The 20,983-nt window shown below is 31.0% G+C and carries 22 protein-coding genes; 9 read left to right on the top strand and 13 right to left on the bottom strand.

The features are described 5' to 3' along the window. Positions 1-94: 94 nt before the first annotated feature. Positions 95-286: a PspC domain-containing protein gene (locus B8965_RS07010; protein ID WP_084053128.1), complete on the top strand. Its 192-nt coding sequence runs from the start codon at positions 95-97 to the stop codon at positions 284-286. Between the two features lie 44 nt (positions 287-330). Here B8965_RS07010 and B8965_RS12460 read toward each other — a convergent pair whose 3' ends face one another. Next, positions 331-474: a hypothetical protein gene (locus tag B8965_RS12460; RefSeq protein WP_159446301.1), complete on the bottom strand. Its 144-nt coding sequence runs from the start codon at positions 472-474 to the stop codon at positions 331-333. A gap of 327 nt (positions 475-801) precedes the next feature. Here B8965_RS12460 and B8965_RS07005 point away from each other — a divergent pair, with 327 nt between their 5' ends. From B8965_RS07005 to B8965_RS06995, 3 genes are all read left to right on the top strand, one after another. Continuing rightward, positions 802-2,187 (top strand): sigma-54 interaction domain-containing protein, encoded by a 1,386-nt coding sequence (locus B8965_RS07005; protein ID WP_159446300.1) that lies wholly within the window; start codon positions 802-804, stop codon positions 2,185-2,187. A 238-nt stretch (positions 2,188-2,425) separates the two neighbouring features. Beyond that, positions 2,426-3,382 carry an agmatinase gene (speB, locus tag B8965_RS07000; RefSeq protein ID WP_084053126.1) on the top strand — a complete coding sequence of 319 codons (957 nt, stop codon included), beginning with the start codon at positions 2,426-2,428 and terminating at the stop codon, positions 3,380-3,382. Between the two features lie 2 nt (positions 3,383-3,384). Continuing rightward, a complete protein-coding gene (locus B8965_RS06995; protein ID WP_084053125.1) occupies positions 3,385-4,776 on the top strand; it encodes a sodium:solute symporter family transporter in 1,392 nt (463 codons plus the stop codon). A 77-nt stretch (positions 4,777-4,853) separates the two neighbouring features. Here B8965_RS06995 and rpoN read toward each other — a convergent pair whose 3' ends face one another. Both rpoN and B8965_RS06985 read right to left on the bottom strand, forming a co-directional pair. Beyond that, on the bottom strand, positions 4,854-6,230 hold the full coding sequence (gene rpoN / locus B8965_RS06990; RefSeq protein ID WP_084053124.1) for an RNA polymerase factor sigma-54: 1,377 nt from the start codon (positions 6,228-6,230) through the stop codon (positions 4,854-4,856). Between the two features lie 2 nt (positions 6,231-6,232). After that, positions 6,233-6,844 carry a rhomboid family intramembrane serine protease gene (locus tag B8965_RS06985; protein ID WP_084053123.1) on the bottom strand — a complete coding sequence of 204 codons (612 nt, stop codon included), beginning with the start codon at positions 6,842-6,844 and terminating at the stop codon, positions 6,233-6,235. Positions 6,845-7,059: 215 nt separating this feature from the next. On the opposite strand from B8965_RS06985, the gene cls reads away from it, so the two are divergent. Further along, positions 7,060-8,520, top strand: coding sequence for a cardiolipin synthase (gene cls, locus B8965_RS06980; RefSeq protein WP_084053122.1), 1,461 nt, complete (start codon positions 7,060-7,062; stop codon positions 8,518-8,520). 108 nt (positions 8,521-8,628) lie between these two features. Next, positions 8,629-9,441, top strand: coding sequence for a septal ring lytic transglycosylase RlpA family protein (locus B8965_RS06975; protein WP_341451584.1), 813 nt, complete (start codon positions 8,629-8,631; stop codon positions 9,439-9,441). Between the two features lie 54 nt (positions 9,442-9,495). On the opposite strand, the gene pheA is transcribed toward B8965_RS06975, so the two are convergent. From pheA to B8965_RS12455, 3 genes are all read right to left on the bottom strand, one after another. After that, positions 9,496-10,329, bottom strand: coding sequence for a prephenate dehydratase (gene pheA, locus B8965_RS06970; RefSeq protein WP_143334244.1), 834 nt, complete (start codon positions 10,327-10,329; stop codon positions 9,496-9,498). A 16-nt stretch (positions 10,330-10,345) separates the two neighbouring features. Continuing rightward, positions 10,346-11,359, bottom strand: a complete 1,014-nt coding sequence (aroF, locus tag B8965_RS06965; protein WP_084053121.1) for a 3-deoxy-7-phosphoheptulonate synthase — start codon at positions 11,357-11,359, stop codon at positions 10,346-10,348. Between the two features lie 78 nt (positions 11,360-11,437). Next, the gene (locus B8965_RS12455; protein ID WP_159446299.1) at positions 11,438-11,587 is read right to left on the bottom strand and encodes a hypothetical protein; all 150 of its coding nucleotides are present in this window, start codon (positions 11,585-11,587) and stop codon (positions 11,438-11,440) included. Positions 11,588-11,716: 129 nt separating this feature from the next. Here B8965_RS12455 and B8965_RS06960 point away from each other — a divergent pair, with 129 nt between their 5' ends. Next, the gene (locus tag B8965_RS06960; protein ID WP_084053120.1) at positions 11,717-12,391 is read left to right on the top strand and encodes a manganese catalase family protein; all 675 of its coding nucleotides are present in this window, start codon (positions 11,717-11,719) and stop codon (positions 12,389-12,391) included. Between the two features lie 317 nt (positions 12,392-12,708). Continuing rightward, positions 12,709-12,987: a hypothetical protein gene (locus tag B8965_RS06955; RefSeq protein WP_084053119.1), complete on the top strand. Its 279-nt coding sequence runs from the start codon at positions 12,709-12,711 to the stop codon at positions 12,985-12,987. Between the two features lie 659 nt (positions 12,988-13,646). On the opposite strand, the gene B8965_RS06950 is transcribed toward B8965_RS06955, so the two are convergent. The 3 genes from B8965_RS06950 to B8965_RS06940 are packed head-to-tail and all read right to left on the bottom strand — an operon-like array spanning position 13,647 to position 16,182. Next, entirely contained in the window at positions 13,647-14,759 is a 1,113-nt protein-coding gene (locus tag B8965_RS06950; RefSeq protein WP_084053118.1) for a M42 family metallopeptidase, read from the bottom strand. Positions 14,760-14,762: 3 nt separating this feature from the next. Further along, a complete protein-coding gene (locus tag B8965_RS06945; protein ID WP_084053117.1) occupies positions 14,763-15,434 on the bottom strand; it encodes a hypothetical protein in 672 nt (223 codons plus the stop codon). A gap of 16 nt (positions 15,435-15,450) precedes the next feature. Next, positions 15,451-16,182 carry a DUF5058 family protein gene (locus B8965_RS06940; protein ID WP_084053116.1) on the bottom strand — a complete coding sequence of 244 codons (732 nt, stop codon included), beginning with the start codon at positions 16,180-16,182 and terminating at the stop codon, positions 15,451-15,453. A gap of 572 nt (positions 16,183-16,754) precedes the next feature. On the opposite strand from B8965_RS06940, the gene B8965_RS06935 reads away from it, so the two are divergent. Beyond that, positions 16,755-17,582 carry a LysR family transcriptional regulator gene (locus tag B8965_RS06935; RefSeq protein WP_084053115.1) on the top strand — a complete coding sequence of 276 codons (828 nt, stop codon included), beginning with the start codon at positions 16,755-16,757 and terminating at the stop codon, positions 17,580-17,582. 186 nt (positions 17,583-17,768) lie between these two features. Here B8965_RS06935 and B8965_RS06930 read toward each other — a convergent pair whose 3' ends face one another. The 4 genes from B8965_RS06930 to B8965_RS06915 are packed head-to-tail and all read right to left on the bottom strand — an operon-like array spanning position 17,769 to position 20,910. Continuing rightward, a complete protein-coding gene (locus tag B8965_RS06930) occupies positions 17,769-18,203 on the bottom strand; it encodes a hydrogenase maturation protease (RefSeq protein ID WP_084053114.1) in 435 nt (144 codons plus the stop codon). Further along, a complete protein-coding gene (locus B8965_RS06925) occupies positions 18,204-19,601 on the bottom strand; it encodes a nickel-dependent hydrogenase large subunit (protein WP_084053113.1) in 1,398 nt (465 codons plus the stop codon). It abuts the gene before it with no gap. Positions 19,602-19,615: 14 nt separating this feature from the next. After that, positions 19,616-20,482, bottom strand: coding sequence for a hydrogenase small subunit (locus tag B8965_RS06920; RefSeq protein WP_084053112.1), 867 nt, complete (start codon positions 20,480-20,482; stop codon positions 19,616-19,618). Then, a complete protein-coding gene (locus B8965_RS06915; RefSeq protein WP_200805890.1) occupies positions 20,482-20,910 on the bottom strand; it encodes a cytochrome b5 domain-containing protein in 429 nt (142 codons plus the stop codon). Before B8965_RS06915 ends, B8965_RS06920 begins: the two co-directional genes overlap by 1 nt. Between the last annotated feature and the right edge of the window lie 73 nt (positions 20,911-20,983).

Raw genomic sequence — 20,983 nt, 5'->3', positions numbered from 1 at the left:
TAAGAAACTATAAATAAATAGTACTTTAGTAGTCTTATTATTTTGAATCAAAGTCAATATTTTATAATCAACTAATTAATAGGGGGGATTTTAAATGTCCAAAAAACTTTATAGATCAGTTTCAGACAGAAAAATATCCGGGGTATGTGCTGGGGTTGCTGATTATTTTAATACTGATGCTACTCTAATTAGATTAATCTACGTATTTATCACTATCTTTGGCACAGCTATAATTGGAGGAGTTTTATTTTATTTTCTTTGTGCCTTTATTATACCTAGTGAATAAAAAAAGGTTGCTGATATTAAATCAGCAACCTTTTTCATTGTATACTATTTTGAAAATATATCTTTAAAAAACTTAAGCTTTGTTTTTTGTACTAGCGCAAAAGGTGTTTTGAAGTCAGAATTTTTGTACGAAAAACGATCTAAAACTCCTTGTTCTTTATTTTCAATAAAATGATTGAAAATACTCATATAATTCAGATCCCTTCCATAAAGTAACTTTCTCTAATTACTTTTATTTATCTTCTTGATTACATTATATTATATGTTTGCCAGATTGTCAATAAATTATCAATGTTTTTTTACATTTTATTGAAATGTTCCCCTATTTAGAATCATAAGAAGATATAAAATATGATACTATTTAAGAGAGTTTCTTATTATGTGTGTTTTACGTAAAAATATGTAAATATTCTTGTAATACAAAGACAAAGATTTATAAAGTAATGCTGTTAATTCTCAAACTTATATTTTTTGTATTACATATACACAATAATACCTATGAGGAGGAAATTTTGTGTGGAAAAATATATAAAGAAACAAACCTTGTTATTACAGGATAATAATTTATTTAACTTACTTAAATCTATGTATAATAATGTTGTTGTTCTTGATAATAAAGGAGTTATCCTTTGGGTTAGTCCTTGTTTTGAAGAATCTTATAGTATTAGGAAAGAAGAGATTTTAGGAAAAACTACTTATGAAGTAGCAAATAAAGGTATATTTTATCCTTCAGTTGCTGCCCAAGTAATTAAAAGCAAACAAAAAACAACAGTATTAGAGAAAAATAAAAAGGGCAAGAGTTTAATTGCTACTGGAATTCCTACTTTTAATAATAATAAAGAACTTGAATTAATAATAAGTTATACTTTTGATCCAGATGAATTTTTTATTTTAAAAAATGAGTACGATAAGATGGAAAAATTAGTAGATCAATATTCTTCCGAAATTAGAGAATTAAGAGAAAAAGACTTGAATTTTCCTGGAATAATTTCAAAAAGCAAATCAATGCAAAAGGTACTTAATTATGCATTAAAGGTAGCCCTTGTAGATACGAATGTGATCATTACTGGAGAATCTGGCGTAGGTAAAAATTTAATTGCTCAATTAATTCATCAAAAAAGCATCAGAGATAAAGAGCCTTTTATTGAAATTAATTGTGGTGCTATTCCTGAAAATTTAATTGAGTCCGAGTTGTTTGGTTATGTTCCAGGTGCATTCACAGGAGCACAACAAAAAGGCAAAATTGGTTTAATTGAGCTTGCTCATAAAGGTACACTTTTTTTAGATGAAATAGGAGAATTGCCACTAGCACTACAGGTAAAATTACTTAAAGTCCTTCAAGATAAAACGCTAACTAAGATAGGCGATACTAAAAGTATAAAGGTTGATTTCAGACTGATAACTGCTACAAATAAAGATTTAAATGAATTAATAAATAAAGGTCAATTTCGCGAAGATCTTTACTATCGAATAAATGTTGTACCCATACATATACCTCCCCTCAGGGAACGAAAAGAAGATATCCTCCCTTTAATTCTGCACTTTTTAGAACAATTAAATATCAAATATAATAGAAATAAGTATTTTTCTAGTCAAGCAATAAATGAACTCCTATCGTATGATTTTCCAGGTAATGTGCGTCAATTACAAAATGTGATTGAACGCTGTATTGTTACATCAGATGGTGAAGTAATTACAACAGAAACTTTACCTGAGAATATAACAGTATCCTTTTTAGATAAAATTAGCATAAGTCTCAATTTACCTGAAGCTATCGAATTGTTAGAAAAAAACATGGTACAAAAAGCTTATGAAGAATTTAAAACCACTATTGGTGTAGCTGAGGCTTTAGGTATTAGCCAACCTACTGCTGTACGAAAGATAAAAAAATATATAAAGTAGTATTCATATATAAATAATTCTAATAGTTATTATTCAACCCTGAATAATAACTATTATTTCATTTATTTATGTTTTCCCAGGTTTATTTTCTTCTAAGTCTATTCTTTTATTCAAAATTGAATATTAATAAATTTATGTAAACTAATTAAGACTATAACTATTGGTTTTATTATGTTGGCATGATTCTTGCATATTAATATAAGTATAGTTTGAGAAGAAAATTAAGGGGGAATTATTTATGATTAAGTACAAACCTGCAAATTCATTAGAATCTCCAAGATTTTCCGGAGTAACAACCTTTATGCGTTTACCAAATGTAAAAACTTTAGAAGATGTTGATTTTATTGTTACAGGAATTCCTTTTGATACTGCTTGTTCTTATAATACCGGAAGTCGTTTTGGTCCTCAGGCTATACGCCAATGCTCTACAATTATAAAGCCTTATAACCCTGTACTTGATGTTAATATTTTTGATTATTGTTCAGGTGTTGATTATGGTGATATTAATACTGTTCCAGGCTATATAGAAGAAACCTATCATAATATCGAAGAAGGGTTAACACCTGTATTTGAAAAAGGTATTATTCCTATCGTGATGGGAGGAGACCATTCCATTACTTTAGCAGAGTTAAGGGCAGCTGCAAAAAAATATGGACCGGTAGCCCTTGTACAGTTTGACTCGCACAGCGATACTTATGATTCATTCTTTGGTAAAAAATATAATCATGGAACTACTTTTAGACGTGCCATTGAAGAAAATCTATTAATACCAGAAAACTCTATCCAAGTAGGTATTAGGGGACATCTATATGAACCTCAAAATTTACAAGATGCTAAAGATTTAGGTTTAGAGGTTATAACTGGACCAGAACTACATACAATTGGTATCCCTGAAACGATTAAAAAAATTAGAGAAAGAACCCAAGATAAGCCTATATTTGTTTCTTTTGATATTGATTTCTTAGATGCTGCTTATGCTCCCGGAACAGGAACACCTGAAATAGGAGGATTTACCACTTGGGAAGCTCAACAAATTGTTCAGAAAGGTTTAAGAGAAAAAAATGTAATTGGCTACGACCTAGTTGAAGTATTACCAGCTAGTGATCCTAGTAAAATTACTTCTTTTGCTGCTGCAGGGTTAATGTATGAGTTTATATCCTTAATCGCCTTAAACAAAAAAATTAGGAGGGGATAGATATGGCTTCAACCCTAGATTATTTAATTATAATATTTTACTTTGGAATAATGATAGCAGCTGGTTATATCGGATCTAGAAAAGCAAAAACTAATGAAGACTACTTAGTAGGTGGGAGATCATTTCCCATGTGGGTATATTTTCCTTGTTTGTGCACGATAATAATTGGCGGTGGAGCAACCTTTGGAGGAGCTAAGCTCGGTTATACTTATGGAATATCTGGATCTTGGATGGTTGTAATGTTTGGGGTTGGAATCTTGGGTTTAGGTTTCCTTATGACTACTAAATTATCAAATTTAAGAATATTAAGTTTAAGTGAAATGTTAGGATTACGATATGATGTAAACACTAAATTAATAAGTGCTGTAATATCAGCAATCTATACCGCTATGATTGCAGTTAATGCAATTATTGCTGTTGGTACAGTTCTTAGTTCTCTATTTGGTTTACCTCTAGTAACTTCAATCCTAATAGGAGGTAGTATTGCTTTACTTTATACATTTGCAGGAGGCATGTGTTCTTTAGCTATTACTGATGTTATACAGTTTGTGCTTATGACTGTAGGGGTTTTCTTCCTCCTTATACCTATTGGTTTAGGGAAAATAGGTGGTTTTTCCACTTTAACAAACCAACTTGATCCGATGTATTTTAATCCCATACATATTGGGTGGAGTAACATTTTTTCATTTTTTCTATTATTTGTATTAGGTTTAATGATTGGGCAAGATATCTGGCAAAGAGTTTTTACAGCTAAAAACAAAAAAATCGCTAAAGTTGGAACTATTACAGCTGGCTTTTATACTATGGCGTGGTCTGTAGCTATGGCAATGGTTGGTTTACTTGGTCTTATATTAGTTCCTGGATTAGAAAATGGGCAAAGTGTCTTGCCAGAAGTTATACTTAATGTTATGCCCGCTGGACTTCAAGGATTAGTATTAGCAGGTATCCTTTCAGCTTTAATATCTTCATTTACAGGAACAACTTTAGCATCCTCAACACTAATTGTAAATGATCTAATTGCTCCTTATAAAAAAGATTTAACTCCCAAAAAGCATCTTTTCTTATCAAGGGTAACTACATTGATAGTCGGTATAATAGTATTAACCCTGGCTACCTTAATTCAAGACGTTTTAACTGCATTAGATATAGCTTATGCCCTTCTTTCTGGTAGTATATTTGCACCAATAATGGCTGGTTTCTTTTGGAAAAGGGCTAATTGGCAAGGAGCTATAGCTTCTATAATATCTAGTTCATTGGTAATTATAAGTATAATACTTATAACAGGAGAAACAACAACTACTCCTATTATGTTCGGAGTTTTAACTAGTACGATTGTTTTAATTGTAGTTAGTTTGCTAACTACTCCTACACCTAAAGATAAAATGGGGGAATAGGAGTCTAGAGTTGGTGACCCTGAAAATATCATAGAATAAAAAAAAGGAACAGTTCAAACTACTGAACTGTTCCTTTTTTAATATCTTTTTCTTTTACTTGATACTAATATACCTAACTCCTCTCTATATTTAGCTACAGTTCTTCTAGCAACCTCTAATCCTTTTTCTTTTAATAGCTCCGATAACTTACTGTCGGAATATGGGTCTTTTTCATTTTCACTTGCAACTATATCTTCAATTATCTTTTTAATACTTGTTGCGGAAATATTTTCACCTTGAACGTTTTTCAATCCTCCAGGAAAAAGGTGTTTTAATGGAAATAATCCTTGAGGTGTTTGAATATATTTATTTGCCACTACTCTACTTACAGTTGATTCATGCACATTGACTTGTAATGCTACATCTTTTAAGGTTAAAGGAACTAAGTACTTACTACCTTTTTCTAAAAATTCTCTTTGGTGCTCGGATAAGTTACTAACTACTTTATATAAGGTTGCTCTCCTTTGTTCAATACTTCTTATAAGCCATATTGCTTTATTAAAATTATTTTCTATAAAGCTTTCTGTCTTTTTATCTTGAGTCCCTTCATTTAATATTTTCTTATAAAAACTATTAATTACTAATCCTGGCACATTGGACTCATTAACAATGATATAGTATTCTTTTCCAACCTTCTCTACAATTACATCCGGTTCAATATATCTATTTCCATTTATTGAACCATAATTTGCACCTGGCTTAGGATTAAGATTCCTTATGACATCAATCATTTGTTGTGTAGTTTCTATACAAGTTCCTAAATCTTTAGCTATCTTTTTAAGGTTACCTTTGCCAATATCATTAAGATAATTGTATATTAAAAATCTTAATTCATTAGTTAACAATCCCTTCTTTTTTAGCTGAATTTCTAAGCACTCTTCTAAACTTCGTGCTCCAATTCCTAATGGTTCAAAATCTTGAATCATTGATAAAGTTTCTTCTACCTTTTCTGAGCTAGTATTTAATATATTTGCAACATCTTTAAAAGAACATAAAAAATATCCTCTTTCATCCAAGTTTCCTATTATATATTGGGCTATTCTAAATTCCTGCATACTAAGATTATATAAACTTAACTGTTTTTCTAAATATTCTTTTAAAGTAACATCTGAAGTCGTAAACCTTTCAAATAAAACTTGATCCCCTTTTTCTTTAGGAAACCCAAAATCTCTTCCATCATGAAAATACTCTGCCCAATCTACTTCATTTTTTTTATCTTCATCTTTCTGGTTATCCTTTTGAGCCTTCTGGTTTTCATCAGCTATTTCTAAAACTGGGTTTTCCATTAATTGCTGATCAATAAAACTATTTAATTCTGCTATTGGTAATTGTAAAACATTAATTGCCTGTTTAAGCTCAGGGGTCATAATTAATTTTTGATTTTGAGTTATATTTAATCCCTGCTTAAAATTCATAATTATCCCCTAAAGTTTATCTTTCTTTTATTTTGAAATAAAGCAACTAAATATCCGATAATTAGACCTGAAAGGTGACCTACTATGCTGATTCTAGGATCTAAAAAGGTGAAGATAACGTTAATTGCAACTAAAGGAACTATTACGCTATAACTATTTATTCCCTTTTTTCGATTCTCTAATTCATAATAAAGTATATATCCTAATAAAGAAAAAATTGCTCCTGAGGCTCCAACAGTAATGCCACTAGAAAAAATACCCGTAAACAAAGCAACTAATAAACCTGTTAAAAGATAAAGACTTATAAATTTCTTTGATTTAAGAAATTGTTCTAAATATGCTCCTGCATGTAATAAAATAATCATATTAAAAACAAGATGCATCAAATCTCCATGAATAAACATTGAAGTTAAAAACCTCCAATATTCCTTATAAACAAGTATGTACTCTAACGGCACCATTCCACCTATAGTAATTATTTCGTTATGTATACGCAAAATCATCGCTATTAAAAAGATTGCTGCATTAACCCCAATTAAAACCAGTGTTAATGGTGAGTGTTTTTTCATATATTCATAAGAAATAACACCACCAAAAGCTCCTCTATAATACATTTTAAACACACCTCCTCTGTATATTATATTCTATTCTACTTTTTAAATAATCATTATGCCATTATAAAATAATATATTTATTTGAACCTTAACTTATAATATGTATCATAATAGATTATAAGCAATATTGTTTAATAACTTGACAAGAAGTATAATGATTAAGATGAAATATTTATTTAAATATTTTTATAATTCTATCAGAAAAGGGAGAAAGAATGTTAACTTTTAGCTCGCTTTATAATTTAATTAGTTATTTATTTATCTTGAATATAATCTTTGCTGCTTTCGTTATTCTTTTTGAAAGACGTCGTAATCCTAATGATACTTTGGTTTGGCTTATGATTCTATTATTTGTTCCCGTAGTTGGATTTATATTTTATCTTTTTTTAGGACAGAGTTTACGTAAGGAGTCTCTTTTCACCTTGAAAACGGAAGAAGAACTTGAAGTAATTCGTAGTGTCTATTTGCAAAAGGCCCATCTTAATGATAGGCAATATAAATTCTTTGAATCTAAATCTTATTTCCACTTAGATACAATAAACCTTTTTTTAAAAGATAATAATGCTCTCTTTAGTCAAGATAATAATGTGGAGATATTTTCTACCGGGGTACATAAGTTTAATACATTAGTTGAAGATATTAAAAATGCTAAATATTCCATCCATATGGAATATTATATTATTCGCAATGATTCTCTAGGAAGGAAAATCATTGAATTATTAACCGAAAAGGCCAAAGAAGGATTAGAAGTGCGTCTTTTATATGATGGCATGGGTTGTATTCGTTTAAAACGGAGTTTTTTTACTCCTTTAATTAAAGCTGGTGGAAAGGTTGCTGAGTTTTTTCCTCCATTTGTACCTTATGTAAATTTACGTATTAACTACCGCAACCATCGTAAGATCACTGTTATTGATGGGCAAATAGGTTATACAGGTGGACTCAATATTGGAAATGAATATCTAGGTTTATCGAAAAGATTTGGATATTGGCGTGATATTCATTTGCGTATTCAAGGATCTGCAGTAGCCAATTTACAATTTCGTTTTTTACTGGATTGGCGTTTTGCTTCTAAGGAGGAAATTACCCTCACGAAATATATACTTGAACAACCTTCTGCAATTCATGGTAGAACAGGTATACAAATTGTTTCTAGTGGTCCAGATTCCCAGTGGCAATCGATACGTAATGGTTATCTTAAAATGATTTATACTGCTCGCAACCATCTTTATATTGAAACTCCTTACTTTATACCTGATGAAAGTATTTTTAATGCATTAAAACTGGCTGCCCTATCAGGAGTAGATATAAGGGTTATTGTCCCTGGAAAATCAGATCACATATTTGTATATTGGGCAGGTTTATCTTATATGGGGGAATTATTAGAAGCAGGTGTGCGCTTTTTTCACTATAATAAAGGCTTTGTCCATAGTAAAATGGCTACTTCAGATGGCTTTATTTCATCTGTAGGAACGGCTAACCTAGATCTTAGAAGTTTTAAAGTTAATTTTGAAATAAATGCTTTTATGTATAGTACAGAAAAGGCTCAAGAGCTAGAAAGTATCTTTATTAAAGATATGTTTGATTCAACCGAGTTAACTTTGGATAACTATAAAAACCGTTCGTTTAAGACTAAAACAAAGGAATCAATTTCAAGACTTTTTTCACCTCTCCTATAATTTTAATACTATAAAATATAAATGTATAAAAATTCCCCTTTACCGACAACCTATATATATTATATAATGTAGTCGCTTTAAAATTATTTCCTTTTAGGAGGGGTTTTTATTCGAAGATTTGTCTTTACTCTTATCCTTGTTTCATTTTTCACTTTAATACCTAACTTAGTAAATGCTGAAGATGAAGTTAATACTGTAAATATAAAAGCAATTTTAGACGTTACGAATCATCTAAAAGAAAATGGAGAAATCCTTGTTCCAGTTAGATCATTCTATGATTTTTTTGGAAGTGAGATTAAATGGCAACCAGATGATTCAAGTACAGTAATTAGTTATGAGGATAAGAATATACAAATTTCTAATTTATCCAATGAAGTGACCATCAATGGGATCAATCAAAAGACGTGTGTGCCAACTAAACTTGTTGATGGAAAGATGTATATTGACTTAGAATTTGCGGCTTCTTCTCTAGGTTATGAAGCAACCTGGGTAGAAAACACCAATACTATTATAGCTACAAAATCTGATGCATCTATAGCCCAACTCGAAAACTTTAAACGGGCTCAAGCCTGTACTGAAGAAAAAGAGGACAAGGTTATAGAAAAAACCGTTTTAGAACCTAAAGTTATCTACCACGAAACTGGGACAGCCTCTTGGTATGGAGGTTCTCACCATGGAGGTTGTACTTCTAGTGGCGAGAGATTTAATCAGTACGAATATACTGCTGCTCACAAAACATTACCATTTGGCACAGTAGTAAAAGTTACTTCATTAAATACTGGTAAATGTGTAAATGTTAGAATTAATGATCGAGGACCTTTTTCTCGTAATAGAGTTATAGATTTATCCATGGCCTCAGCTGAAGCAATTGGCCTTAAAAGTGCTGGTTTGGGTCCTGTTAAATTAGAAATTATTGAATAAAAATGAAGAAGTTGCAAATTAACTATTAAGTTTATTTGCAACTTCTCTCTTTAATTAGACTTCACTTTTTTGATAATTACCTAGTAATTTATAATAACTGCTATTTTTTTTAACTAAATGTAATACTTCCTGAAGATTGTTTTTTTCTAAATTCCCCTCTAAATCAATATAAAAAAAGTATTCCCAAGAGCGTTCGATAATTGGTCTAGATTCAATTTTTAGTAGATTTACTTTATGATCAGAAAAAATTTGCAAACTTTTATTTAGCATTCCAGGTTCGTGTAAAACGGTCATAATAATACTTAACTTATTACATCTTTCACTAACCTCTAAATTTCTACCAATTATAATAAACCTTGTATAGTTATTTTTATTATAATTTATATTTTCTGCTAATATATCTAAATCATATAATTCTGCAGCCCTTTTGCTTGCAATAGCAGCCTTAGTTTTCAAATTTTCTTCTTTTATATATCTAGCGCTAATAGCTGTATTTTTATAAGGTATTAGCTGCCAGTTAGGATGCTCTTTTAAATACCTACTACTTTGCTCTAAGGCCTGACTATGGGAATAAACTTCTGTAAGATCTTCTATTTTTGTTCCCTTATTGACTACTAAATTATGATCCACTTTAATGTTTCTTTCTCCTACTATATAAAAACCATAACTTCGCAAAAGATCATAAACATCATTAATTGCACCAGTTGATGAATTTTCTAGGGGTAGTACCCCATAATCTATTTCTTTCTCATTTAGTGCTTCAAACACCCCTAGAAATTCTGGATAATTTTTTGTTTGTACATTTTCGCCAAAGTATTCCTTAAGTGCCTCTTCACTGTATGAACCTGGTATGCCTTGATATCCTATATAATTATTCTTATTAATCATATTTAACATCCTTACACTAGATAGTTTTATTTTCAATCTCCGCTATTTTCTTTAAGGTTTCCATTAATTTAGCAAATCTTTGTGGGGTAATTGATTGTTGTCCATCGCATTTTGCATTAGCAGGATCATTATGCACCTCTATTATAAGTCCATCAGCCCCTGTTACAATGGCTGCTTTAGCTAATGGTTCAACCATCCACCATAAACCTGTAGCATGACTTGGATCTATAATAACAGGTAAATGACTTTTTCTTTTAATTGCAGGGATTGCACTTAAATCTAAAGTATTTCTTGTGAAACTTTCAAAGGTCCTTATTCCACGCTCGCAAAGAATAACATTTTCATTTCCTTCTGCCATTATATATTCAGCTGACATTAATAACTCTTCAATTGTAGAAGACATCCCTCTTTTTAAAAGTATAGGTTTATTAGTTTTACCTACTTTCTTTAACAAATCAAAGTTTTGCATATTTCTAGCACCAATTTGAATTACATCTACATATTCAAGAAAGCTATCTAAGACATCCGCTGACATCAGTTCAGAAACAATTGGCAGTCCTGTTTTTTCTTTAGCTATTTTTAATAATTCTAGACCTTCCATCTTTAAACCTTGGAAACTATAAGGTGAGGTTCTAGGTTTATAGGCCCCTCCTCTTAAGAATCCTGCTCCAGCTTGTTTGATATCTTGCGCAATACTAGTAATTTGGTCTTCACTCTCTACTGAACAAGGTCCTGCGATAATTGCAAGTTTATCTCCACCAATAGTTTGATCGCCAATCTTAATTACTGAATTTCCAGGATGAAAAAGTCTATTTGCTTTTTTATAAGGCTCTTGCACAAATAATACCTTTTCCACGTTTCTATTAGATTCAATTATGCCAGGGTCAATTTTACTTGTATCTCCTACTAAACCTAAAATGCTTCTGTTTTCACCTATTGTTTCAGATACCGCACACCCTAAACTCTCCATTTTGTTTTTAATTTTATTAATATCCTCTTTTGATGTGTTAGGTCTAAGTACAATTACCATTATAATTCCTCCTTTTTTAATAAAAAAAGAGAACCCATCTAATGAGTTCTCTTAAATACTAGAAAAATATAAGTCCCTTTAAATAGACATATATACAGGTTTAAGATCATTAGAATAATAATTTTCTATTTTTTTGTAGCAGAAAAAACCAACGCTAAAAAAGCCTTGGCTAAAGAAAAAGTTAAAGTTTTCTGCATTTATATTAATAGTTCTAATAATCTTTTCCATAATACTATGCCCCCAAAAGGTTACTAATTTTTATTAATTATATGCAAAGCAACAGACAATGTCAAACTTTTTTAAAGAAATAAATATTAATATAAAAATTGATTATACTAATCACAGGAGGTGTTTATTTTGTTTAAACATGATAAAAAATTATTACAGGAAGTAAAGGTTGAGCGTCCTAATCCACAATATGCCGTATTAATGCAGGAGCAACTAGGGGGTCCAAACGGTGAATTAAAAGCTGCAATGCAATATATGTCTCAGAGTTTTAGAATTAAAGATCCTGCAATTAAAGATCTATTTTTAGATATTGCTGCTGAAGAACTTAGTCATATGGAAATGGTTGCACAAACCATTAATCTATTAAATGGACATGATGTGGATTATACACAAGTACAAGCAGGAGAAATCGAAACACATACTCTAACAGGTTTATCACCAGCCCTAATGAATTCATCTGGGTCTCCATGGACAGCTAACTATGTCAATGTAACTGGTGATTTAGTAGCTGATATTTTATCAAATATTGCAGCAGAGCAAAGAGCAAAAGTAGTTTACGAACATTTGCATAGACAAATAAATGATAAATATGTACGAGAAACAATTGATTTCTTGCTTAATCGTGAGGAAGCACATAATGCTTTATTCCGTGAAGCTTTAAATAAAATTCAACAAACAGGATCAAACAAAGACTTTGGAGTTACCGAAGATTCTAAACTTTATTTTGATTTGTCTACGCCAGGACAACATTTTAGAGCGCCTGAACCAACACCACCAAGTTTTGATAATCCACGCTCACACTAATCGGTTATCTAAAAAAATGCTTTTACATTGTTAAATAATATATAAAAAAACCTTTAGATTATTAGAATGCTTCATTGTAAAATCAAATTAAACTAATAAGAAATTCATAGTGGATCGAACTGTACTATAATTAATTCACCACAAACAATTAATTATAGGTAGTGGTTCACACTATGGACTACTTAAATGATACATCATTATCGTCTTAAATGTGAAACTTTTATAATACATGTGGCAGAATTGTTCTTTAACAAAATCATTCACTAGATGCTATTTGCGGAGCTGCCAGAAGGTATAATAGATTTCACAAAGAATAAATGGTGTGCACTAAAACACTTTATAATTATGTAGATACTGGTTTACTTAAAATCGCAAATATTGACTTACCTTTAAAAGTAAAACGTTCCACTAAACCACGAAAAATCAGAAAACACAAAAGGCATCTTGGCACTAGCATAGACGAACGTCCCGAACACATTAATAATCGTATTGAGTTTGGTCACTTGGAGATTGATAAATTCATTGGAAAGAAAAACAGGTCTGATGCTGTCCTATTCACCATTACTGAACGCAATACCCGAAAAGAAATAATCTGAAAAATCCCTGGCACAACAACTGAAGCTGTTTAAAGGGCTCTTATAAACTTGATCAATGAAACTAAAAAATGTTTCTCAAAAGTCTTTAAAACTATTAAGCTGACAATAGATTTGAGTTTTCAGAACTCTCATCATTAGAGATAGGAACAGATACCAACGTATATTTTGCACACACTTATAGGTCTAGTGGGGTAGGCACAAACGTACTCCATAACGCTCTTATACGACTTTTCATCCCCAATGGCACCTTTTACTAACCAATATTATAATGAAGCTATTGCTAGTATGCAAAGTTGATGCAATGCACTCCCACTAAAGATTTTAAAATATTTAACTCCAGACGAAGCATTTGAAGACAAATTAAAATAACTTATAAATAATTAATATTCCATAATATCACAGCATTTTAGTATTTCAATTTTCTATTGCATTTAGGTAATAAAAACTGATCATAAACATAAAGACATAAGATCAGCACAAATTATTATAATCTCAGAAAATCCTTACCATCACATTACTATTAGGTAAGGATTTTCTACAAGGTAGGAAAAACTAGATTCTTCTATCCCTTATATCTAACCAGTTCTATGATAACTAGCATCTAGGATTATAAATAATTTTTCCTAAATAAAATCCAACAAAAAAATACTTATGATCACTTATATTTCATTAAATAAAAATGATATTTTTTGTTCCCCATTCCGTTTAACAATAACCTTTAATAATTTTATTAAATCAACCGCATCTCTTATATTTGCAACCTCATGCGGACTATGAGAATATCGTCTAGGCACAGTTAAGGTACCAATAGGAACCCCCTTGTTACTTTTAGCTATCATTGGTGCATCTGTAGTATAATTAGTTTGTAAAAGAGTAATATACTGAACATCTATATTTGCTTCCCTTGAACTTTCTTCTATTATTTTTCTTACTGCTGGATGGATGTGAATATAAGTATTTCCTAATCCAACCAAACCATAAGACAACGGGCAAGCTGGACCTTTTCCAAGTTGGATACAATTCGTTAACTCTAAATTAACTCCTGGTGTATCCATGGATGGAATAGTATCCAGAATTATTGCATAATCAGGATCAACAGTATTGGCAACAACTGAGCCACCGGTATATGCTAACTCTTCTTGAATTGTTATTACACCATATAAAGTACCTTTAAATTCTTTTCCCTGTAACTCATGAAATAATTCCAGTATTACTGCACAATTAATCCTATTATCCAATGCACGAGAACATACCATATTAGCGCTACTCATCTCAAATAATTCACTTTGTGGAATAATCCTATCTCCAATGTTAATGCCAAGCTTTTCAACTTCTTCTTTTGAGCTTGTTCCCAAATCTATATATAGTTCTGATACAGATTGTATTTTATTTTTTTCTTCTGCTGTTGATAAATGACTCGACTTAATTCCAATTATCCCAGGAATCTTCTGGTTATTAGAAATAATCCATACTGCTCTGCCCGCTAAAATTTTGTCTGAAAAATTACCTACCTTTTCAAATTGAATAAATCCACTTGATAATATATTTTTAACACAAAATCCTATTTCATCTGCATGAGCAGTAAGCATTAATGATGGTCCATCTTCTGTTCCTTTTTTTACTGCAATAAGGTTTCCAAGAGGATCAATGATTACTTCATCTGAGACCATTTTAAACTCATCCCTCAAGTATTTAATTACCTCTTGCTCATACCCAGTTACTCCAACTAAACTGGTTAAAGTCTTTAATCTTGTTAGAAATCTACTTAACATAATTTACTCATCCTCTCTTTTTTCTAATTTATAAACTATTCTTGCAACAATCATGCCGCAAGCTACTATTGTTAGGGTCATTATAGCGGCATTTATTTTAAAGAAACTGGCTAAATATAATAATAAGGCAACTACTATTGTACCCAAACCTGCCTTAAAGTTCTTTTTCATTATTTCTACATAAACAGCACCAAATAATGCTGGAAGAATATACTTAAAAGATTCTTTAATAAATTCTGGTAACATTGGCAAGAATTTATATCCAATCAGTGTAAATATTGTTATCATTGATACTGATACAAAAATGGATACCGTGACACCTATAATTGAAATTACTTCTCCCTCTTTTGTATTTGCATCAAAATTGGTAACCTTTTGTGCCATAGTTACTGCTGGTAAACGAATATCAATAACACTACCACACAGCCAAGACATATAAGTTCCAGCTGTCCCTAAAATAGTATAGTATGCTATTGGTTGAACTACCCATGATACTCCAAAGGCAGCAGCTGCTAACCCCCACAGAGTAAATATATCTGCAATTGGAGGACAAACCCCATGAACAAACCATAAATATAGAGCTGGTATAAAATTAGCTACAATCGCCATACTCAACCCAATTACACCAATTTTAATAATTTGATTATTAAAATCTGCATTTTCACCCTTTATCATTATAATCCCCCCCTATTTATCCAATAACTCCTTGAGCAACAAGGATTCCTACTAACATTGCTATCCCTAATGATAATTCTTGCAACCTTTTTTGTTTCTTAAACACCCTTGAAATTATCAGCATTACGCAAGCTGATACTATAGCTGGTAATAAACCTCCCATACGTTGTAAAAATGGAACATCAACTAAAAGTAACTTTGAAATTATTTGATTAGATAGTAAAAACCCTGTTACTCCAAAAGTGGCTCCTAACATTAACAGACTAATCCATTTGGGATCATACGTTTGATTTAATTTGTTTACCGCTCTTCCCATTCTACTCGTTAAAACTAAAGCTACTACAAACCATCCTAAATTGTTTAATGCCATTGCCCATATAGAATATGAAAATGCTTGAACTCCAAAATCTGCTGATGAAGGATCTATACCTAATAGTCCTGATGCAATCGAAACCATAGATAATTCCGTCCTTGCTGCCCCTACATCATTTAATCTCATCCAAGCTGTTGGTGCACCAATTACAGCTATTAACGATAGGAGTACTATTACTGAGGAAAATGAAGGTCCTATACTTGTAATCGCTGCAGATCTTATAGCTGACCTGTTCAATTCTTTAGATATTCCCAGTTTCTCGGCTTGCTTTAAAGCTAATCGGAAATATATTAAGGCAATTCCAAATATAATTATTACCATAAAACTACTAGCAATCCATAAGCCAGGACTATTGATAATGCTCTGTAATTCCATCTAATCCACTCCCTTTCATACATTTTGCTATACTATTTTTCTTAATGCTCATAAGTCAAAAGATTTTTTGGTTAATTTTTTAATGGTGATTTCTTAGTACTTGAATTCTAAATACATAAATTAGCCTACTACAGCTAAACGATTAGCTGTAAATTCAAATCAGCATATTCCATTGTCTAGATAACTCTAAGATTCTTTACTAAATACTCTAAATAAAAGGTTTCTCATAAAGGTAATAACCTCTAGACTTTTAAATAATAATAACAATAAATTTTAACTATCTTAATTACCCATTTATTAATCAAATAACATTACTACCCTCCTTTCTTTGTATTTATTAGCTAAGTTCTTACACTAAATTAAAGAAAGTACAGGAAACAGAATAGATAATATTTGCCAGCTAAAGATTACCCTTTTCTTAAGTTCATTATATTGAGATATTTGAAAAAATGGTAATATTTAAGCAATATACCCCTTATCAATAATATATATAATAATAATTTATCATTTGTATTTAGTATTACGAAAAGATAAAATAGAATATAAATAGGTAAAAAAGGGTAGGTGATCTTGTGAAATTAATTCATATTATTCAAGTAGTTGAAATTGCTAAAACTGGCTCTATGAATAAAGCTGCCCAAAATCTCTTTATCTCCCAACCTAATTTAAGTGCAAGTATTAAAGAGTTAGAAAACGAACTAAATATTTCAATTTTTACACGTAGCCATAAAGGCGTATCACTAACAAAGATTGGTGAGCAATTTCTAAAATATGCAGAAACGATTATGGAAAATATAGACTACATTAAAACACTAACTACTAATACATTTAAAAACAATGTACTTAATTTAAATATATCTGCTCCATCCTTACTTTTTGTGCAAGATATTTTTGTAAAACTTTGTTTGAAGTATAATAATAATACAACTAACTTTAATTTAAAAACTAATAAAGCTTTAGATATAATTAATGATCTCAATCTCGGAAAATCTGATATTGGTATTATCTCTTTTAGTAATAAACAAGAAAATTTCTATTTAGAATTATTTAAGAAAAAACGCCTTGAGTATACGGAGATCTTTACGGAAACTATCCACATTAATCTTGGTCCTACTAACCCTTTATATCATAAAGAGAGTTTTAACCTTAAAGATTGTGCAGAATTTCCTTTAGTTGTGTCTTCTTATGGTTACTATGATAAGTTTTTACCTCTCTTTAAAGATATAGGATTTGAGCCTTTAAGTGTTATTAGAGTTGATAATATGGATAATATTTTAAATATTATCTCTTCAACTAATATAATTCATCTAGGTTTAAAATTTCATGATAATGTACCCTCTTGTTCCATCAAATCCATTCCTCTAAATTTTAAAGAAATTTTTTTAAAATTGGCTTCATAAAAAACTCTTCCACTAGCCTTTCTGAAGTTACTACTGAGTTTATTGAAATGATTAAAGATTTAAATCGAGGTGAAGTCGAAAACTCAGCTAACTTTTAAAAATAAACTTATATTAAACTAAAATGAAAACACCCTAAACATTAGATAAATCCCTAACGTTTGGGTGTTCTGTATTTATACGCAAATATTATTTAACACAAGAAATTATTTCCACTACCTCTTTCAAAATATCCTCATACCTACCTTGTATAACACTACTTAATTCCAGGCCAAAATCAACTTCGCCTATTTCGATACCAATAAAATGTCCTTTTACTTGTTTACAATGCAGGTTATTAAGTAATCCCTGATGATGAGCAGAGATACTCTTTTGACGAGTAGTTATAATCTTACTAAGTTCCCAACTGCTAACTGTCCCTGGATTACTTCCCTGATACACTGCATCAATAATAAGCAAAAAATCATTATTTTCAATATTACGCAAACAATAATTAAAGTCCGTTTCTCCTAAAAAAACTTGATAGCCTTGTTCTTCTAAATAAGTAGTTAAATTCCGGACAATGTGTATTGCTATCCCATCATCTTTCATCATTATATTTCCAATTGCAAATACCTTTTTCATTTAAATTATCCTGATCTTAAAAGGAGAAAAAGCATCACTCACTATATGCGTAGCACAAGAGACACAAGGATCATAGGAACGCACTATCCTTCCAATTTCTACTGGATTACCTATATCTTCTATTTCTGTGCCAATTAAAGCTTTTTCAATTACACCGAGCTGCCCTTTAGAATCCCTCGGTGATAAATTCCAAACTGTAGGTGTGATAATTTCATAATGTTCAATTTTATTGTCTTTTACCTCTATCCAGTGACCTAATCCCCCTCTTGTAGTATCGATTAAACATTTTCCCTGTCCATCATTTACAACATATACCTTTTGTTCTGCCGGCCTTAGCTTAAACCTTTGTAATAATCCTTCAAGAATATTTACTATTTTCCTTACTTCTAAAACTCTTGCAATTATTCTATCCATGGTTGATATTCCTCTATTATACTCACCACTTAAATACATTCTAGCAAGGGGTCCCACCTCCATGGGAAGCCCGCCATAGCGTGGAGCTTTAATAAAAGAATAGGCATTTTCTTTTTCGCGATTTACTTCTACCATCTCATCATAAGGAATATATTCTTTGTCTTCTCCTCTATACCAAGAATAATGGATATTCTCTGTTATTTTATTAGCATCAAAAGGATAAATTTTGCCACCAACTAAAACCTTAGGATTAACAAAGTTAAGTTCAGGTTCTTGATAATTGTTATAAGAACCAAAAGTCATTAGATTTTTATAACCAATTCCATTTTCAAAGTACTCTGGATAATATTTCGCAAGGATAGAAACATCTGTAATCATTTCCTGTTCTACAAAAGTTTTAATCTTTTCCAGCATAAATTTTATCTGATTATAAATATCAATATCTAAATTTACTGTTACTCCTCCCACAAAGATACCATGATTATGAGGAGCCTTTCCTCCTAAGGCAGCTAACATTTCATGTGCCATTTTACTATATTCCAAGGATGTGAAATAATTATTAGCTAATTTATTATTAATATTTTCAGGTAACCTTGTCATTTTTTCCTTTCCTAATGGAGAAATACTTGGAATATAGACAAAATCTGGTAGCGAATATTGATAAAAATGTCGTAAATGATTTTGGATAAATTCACAGCCATGCATAAAATCCCTAATCATCTTATCATTATTACTCGCTTCAATATTTAGTAAATTTTCCAGGGCTAGACTAGATGCCATACTGTGAGCAGTTGAACAAATTCCACAAATGCGCTGAGTAAAATATACTGAATCTAAAGGGGATCTACCCTTTAACATTTTTTCAAAACCTCTAAAAAGCATGCCACTACTTTTAGCATTAATAATTTTGTTCTTTTCAACCTCTACTTCTATTTCTAAAAAACCACTGATTCTCGTTAATGGGTTAATTGTTATTTTCGCCATAATTACCTCACTTTTTAATATCTAATAAAAGGCTGCATTCCATCTGGAAAACCTTCTGTTGCACAACCAATACAAGGGGTATTATTACCTATTGGCCAATTATCGGTATCATTCCATCTTCTATAAGGACAATCTGTTCTTGTAACTGGTCCTCTGCAACCAAGTTTAAACATGCATTCTTTATCTCCAAGTTTTTGGGCAAAGATACCTTTATCAAAATAAGACCTTCGTGGACAATGGTCATGAATAGTAATTCCATAAAAAACAATAGGTCTTTGTTTACGATCTAATTCTAGTAATCCAAAACTAATTAAATGAGCGATGGTACCTATTATCCACTCTGGATGACCTGGACAGCCAGGGATATTTATTATCTCTTTCTTTAGAAATTCTCCAACGCTAATACTCTTAGAAGGATTAGGATCTGCTGCAGAAATACCTCCAAAACTTGCACAAGTCCCTACGGCTAAAATATATTTTGCCTTTTCACCTGCCTTTTTAATTGCCTCCATAGCTGTAATATATTCACCTTGATATTTTGCTAGTACAGTATATAAACCGTTATCCGCTGTAGATACTGCTCCTTCAACGACAAGAATAAACTCGGTTTTTAAAGTTTCTAAAAATACTTCATAGGCTCTTTCACCTTCAGGAGCCATTAAACTATTATTGTACTTAAAATTAACCATTTTCTTCAGAAAATAATTCACATCAGGATCAGCAGCATTTAATAAAGAAATAATATTACCTGAACAACCTGTAGCCTCAATCCAAACTAAATTTATTTTCTCTTTTGAAGTTTTTTCAATCTTTTTAATAGCTTCTTTAATTAATGTTTCTGAAGTTTTATCCTTAGATGAAACTATTGGGCATTTGTTCATTATTTAACCACCCCTACCTTAGGTAATACCCTTAAAACTTCTTCCCTAGGATGACATCCTAAAAATTGAGCTGTTAGATCTTTTCCTGCAATTAGCCCAAAATGACTGCCTCCTCCCCAAGTAGCATTTAAACTTACATCATAGACAAAACCCTTAATGGCTACATAAGCAGGCTTGCCATTAGAACCATCAAAATAAGCTAATTCTTCTAAAGTAAATTCTTGTACTGGATTATTATTAGAATCGTCCTTCACAGTCTTATAAGCCTTTTTCAGTAACTTCTCAAATTTAAAAGTCTCTTGATAAATAAGGTTTTCATAATACATCCTTTCCCAACCATTTTGCGAAACTCCCACTTTATAACCATAAAAACTTAATCTACCTTGCATTTCTTTAATCTCTTTAGCAATTATATTTAAGCCATCCATATATATCCCCCCATAATCCAGGTACAATATGTATATGCTCAAAATAAAAAAAGGCACAAAAAAATCCACCGGT

Source organism: Desulfonispora thiosulfatigenes DSM 11270 (assembly GCF_900176035.1).
Lineage (GTDB): Bacteria > Bacillota > Peptococcia > Peptococcales > Desulfonisporaceae > Desulfonispora > Desulfonispora thiosulfatigenes.
Note: the sequence above shows the minus strand (reverse complement) of the source record. Positions and strands in the feature narration are given on the sequence as shown.

Coding starts and splice junctions, on each gene's coding strand:
- cls (WP_084053122.1), top strand. CDS start 7,060: ATGTTAACTTTTAGCTCGCTTTATAATTTAATTAGTTATTTATTTATC.
- B8965_RS06955 (WP_084053119.1), top strand. CDS start 12,709: ATGGTGTGCACTAAAACACTTTATAATTATGTAGATACTGGTTTACTT.
- pheA (WP_143334244.1), bottom strand. CDS start 10,329: ATGATTAATAAGAATAATTATATAGGATATCAAGGCATACCAGGTTCA.
- B8965_RS06915 (WP_200805890.1), bottom strand. CDS start 20,910: ATGGATGGCTTAAATATAATTGCTAAAGAGATTAAAGAAATGCAAGGT.
- speB (WP_084053126.1), top strand. CDS start 2,426: ATGATTAAGTACAAACCTGCAAATTCATTAGAATCTCCAAGATTTTCC.
- B8965_RS12460 (WP_159446301.1), bottom strand. CDS start 474: ATGAGTATTTTCAATCATTTTATTGAAAATAAAGAACAAGGAGTTTTA.
- B8965_RS06930 (WP_084053114.1), bottom strand. CDS start 18,203: ATGAAAAAGGTATTTGCAATTGGAAATATAATGATGAAAGATGATGGG.
- rpoN (WP_084053124.1), bottom strand. CDS start 6,230: ATGAATTTTAAGCAGGGATTAAATATAACTCAAAATCAAAAATTAATT.
- B8965_RS07010 (WP_084053128.1), top strand. CDS start 95: ATGTCCAAAAAACTTTATAGATCAGTTTCAGACAGAAAAATATCCGGG.
- aroF (WP_084053121.1), bottom strand. CDS start 11,359: ATGGTAATTGTACTTAGACCTAACACATCAAAAGAGGATATTAATAAA.
- B8965_RS06985 (WP_084053123.1), bottom strand. CDS start 6,844: ATGTATTATAGAGGAGCTTTTGGTGGTGTTATTTCTTATGAATATATG.
- B8965_RS06940 (WP_084053116.1), bottom strand. CDS start 16,182: ATGGAATTACAGAGCATTATCAATAGTCCTGGCTTATGGATTGCTAGT.
- B8965_RS06950 (WP_084053118.1), bottom strand. CDS start 14,759: ATGTTAAGTAGATTTCTAACAAGATTAAAGACTTTAACCAGTTTAGTT.
- B8965_RS12455 (WP_159446299.1), bottom strand. CDS start 11,587: ATGGAAAAGATTATTAGAACTATTAATATAAATGCAGAAAACTTTAAC.
- B8965_RS06925 (WP_084053113.1), bottom strand. CDS start 19,601: ATGGCGAAAATAACAATTAACCCATTAACGAGAATCAGTGGTTTTTTA.
- B8965_RS06920 (WP_084053112.1), bottom strand. CDS start 20,482: ATGAACAAATGCCCAATAGTTTCATCTAAGGATAAAACTTCAGAAACA.
- B8965_RS06945 (WP_084053117.1), bottom strand. CDS start 15,434: ATGATAAAGGGTGAAAATGCAGATTTTAATAATCAAATTATTAAAATT.
- B8965_RS06995 (WP_084053125.1), top strand. CDS start 3,385: ATGGCTTCAACCCTAGATTATTTAATTATAATATTTTACTTTGGAATA.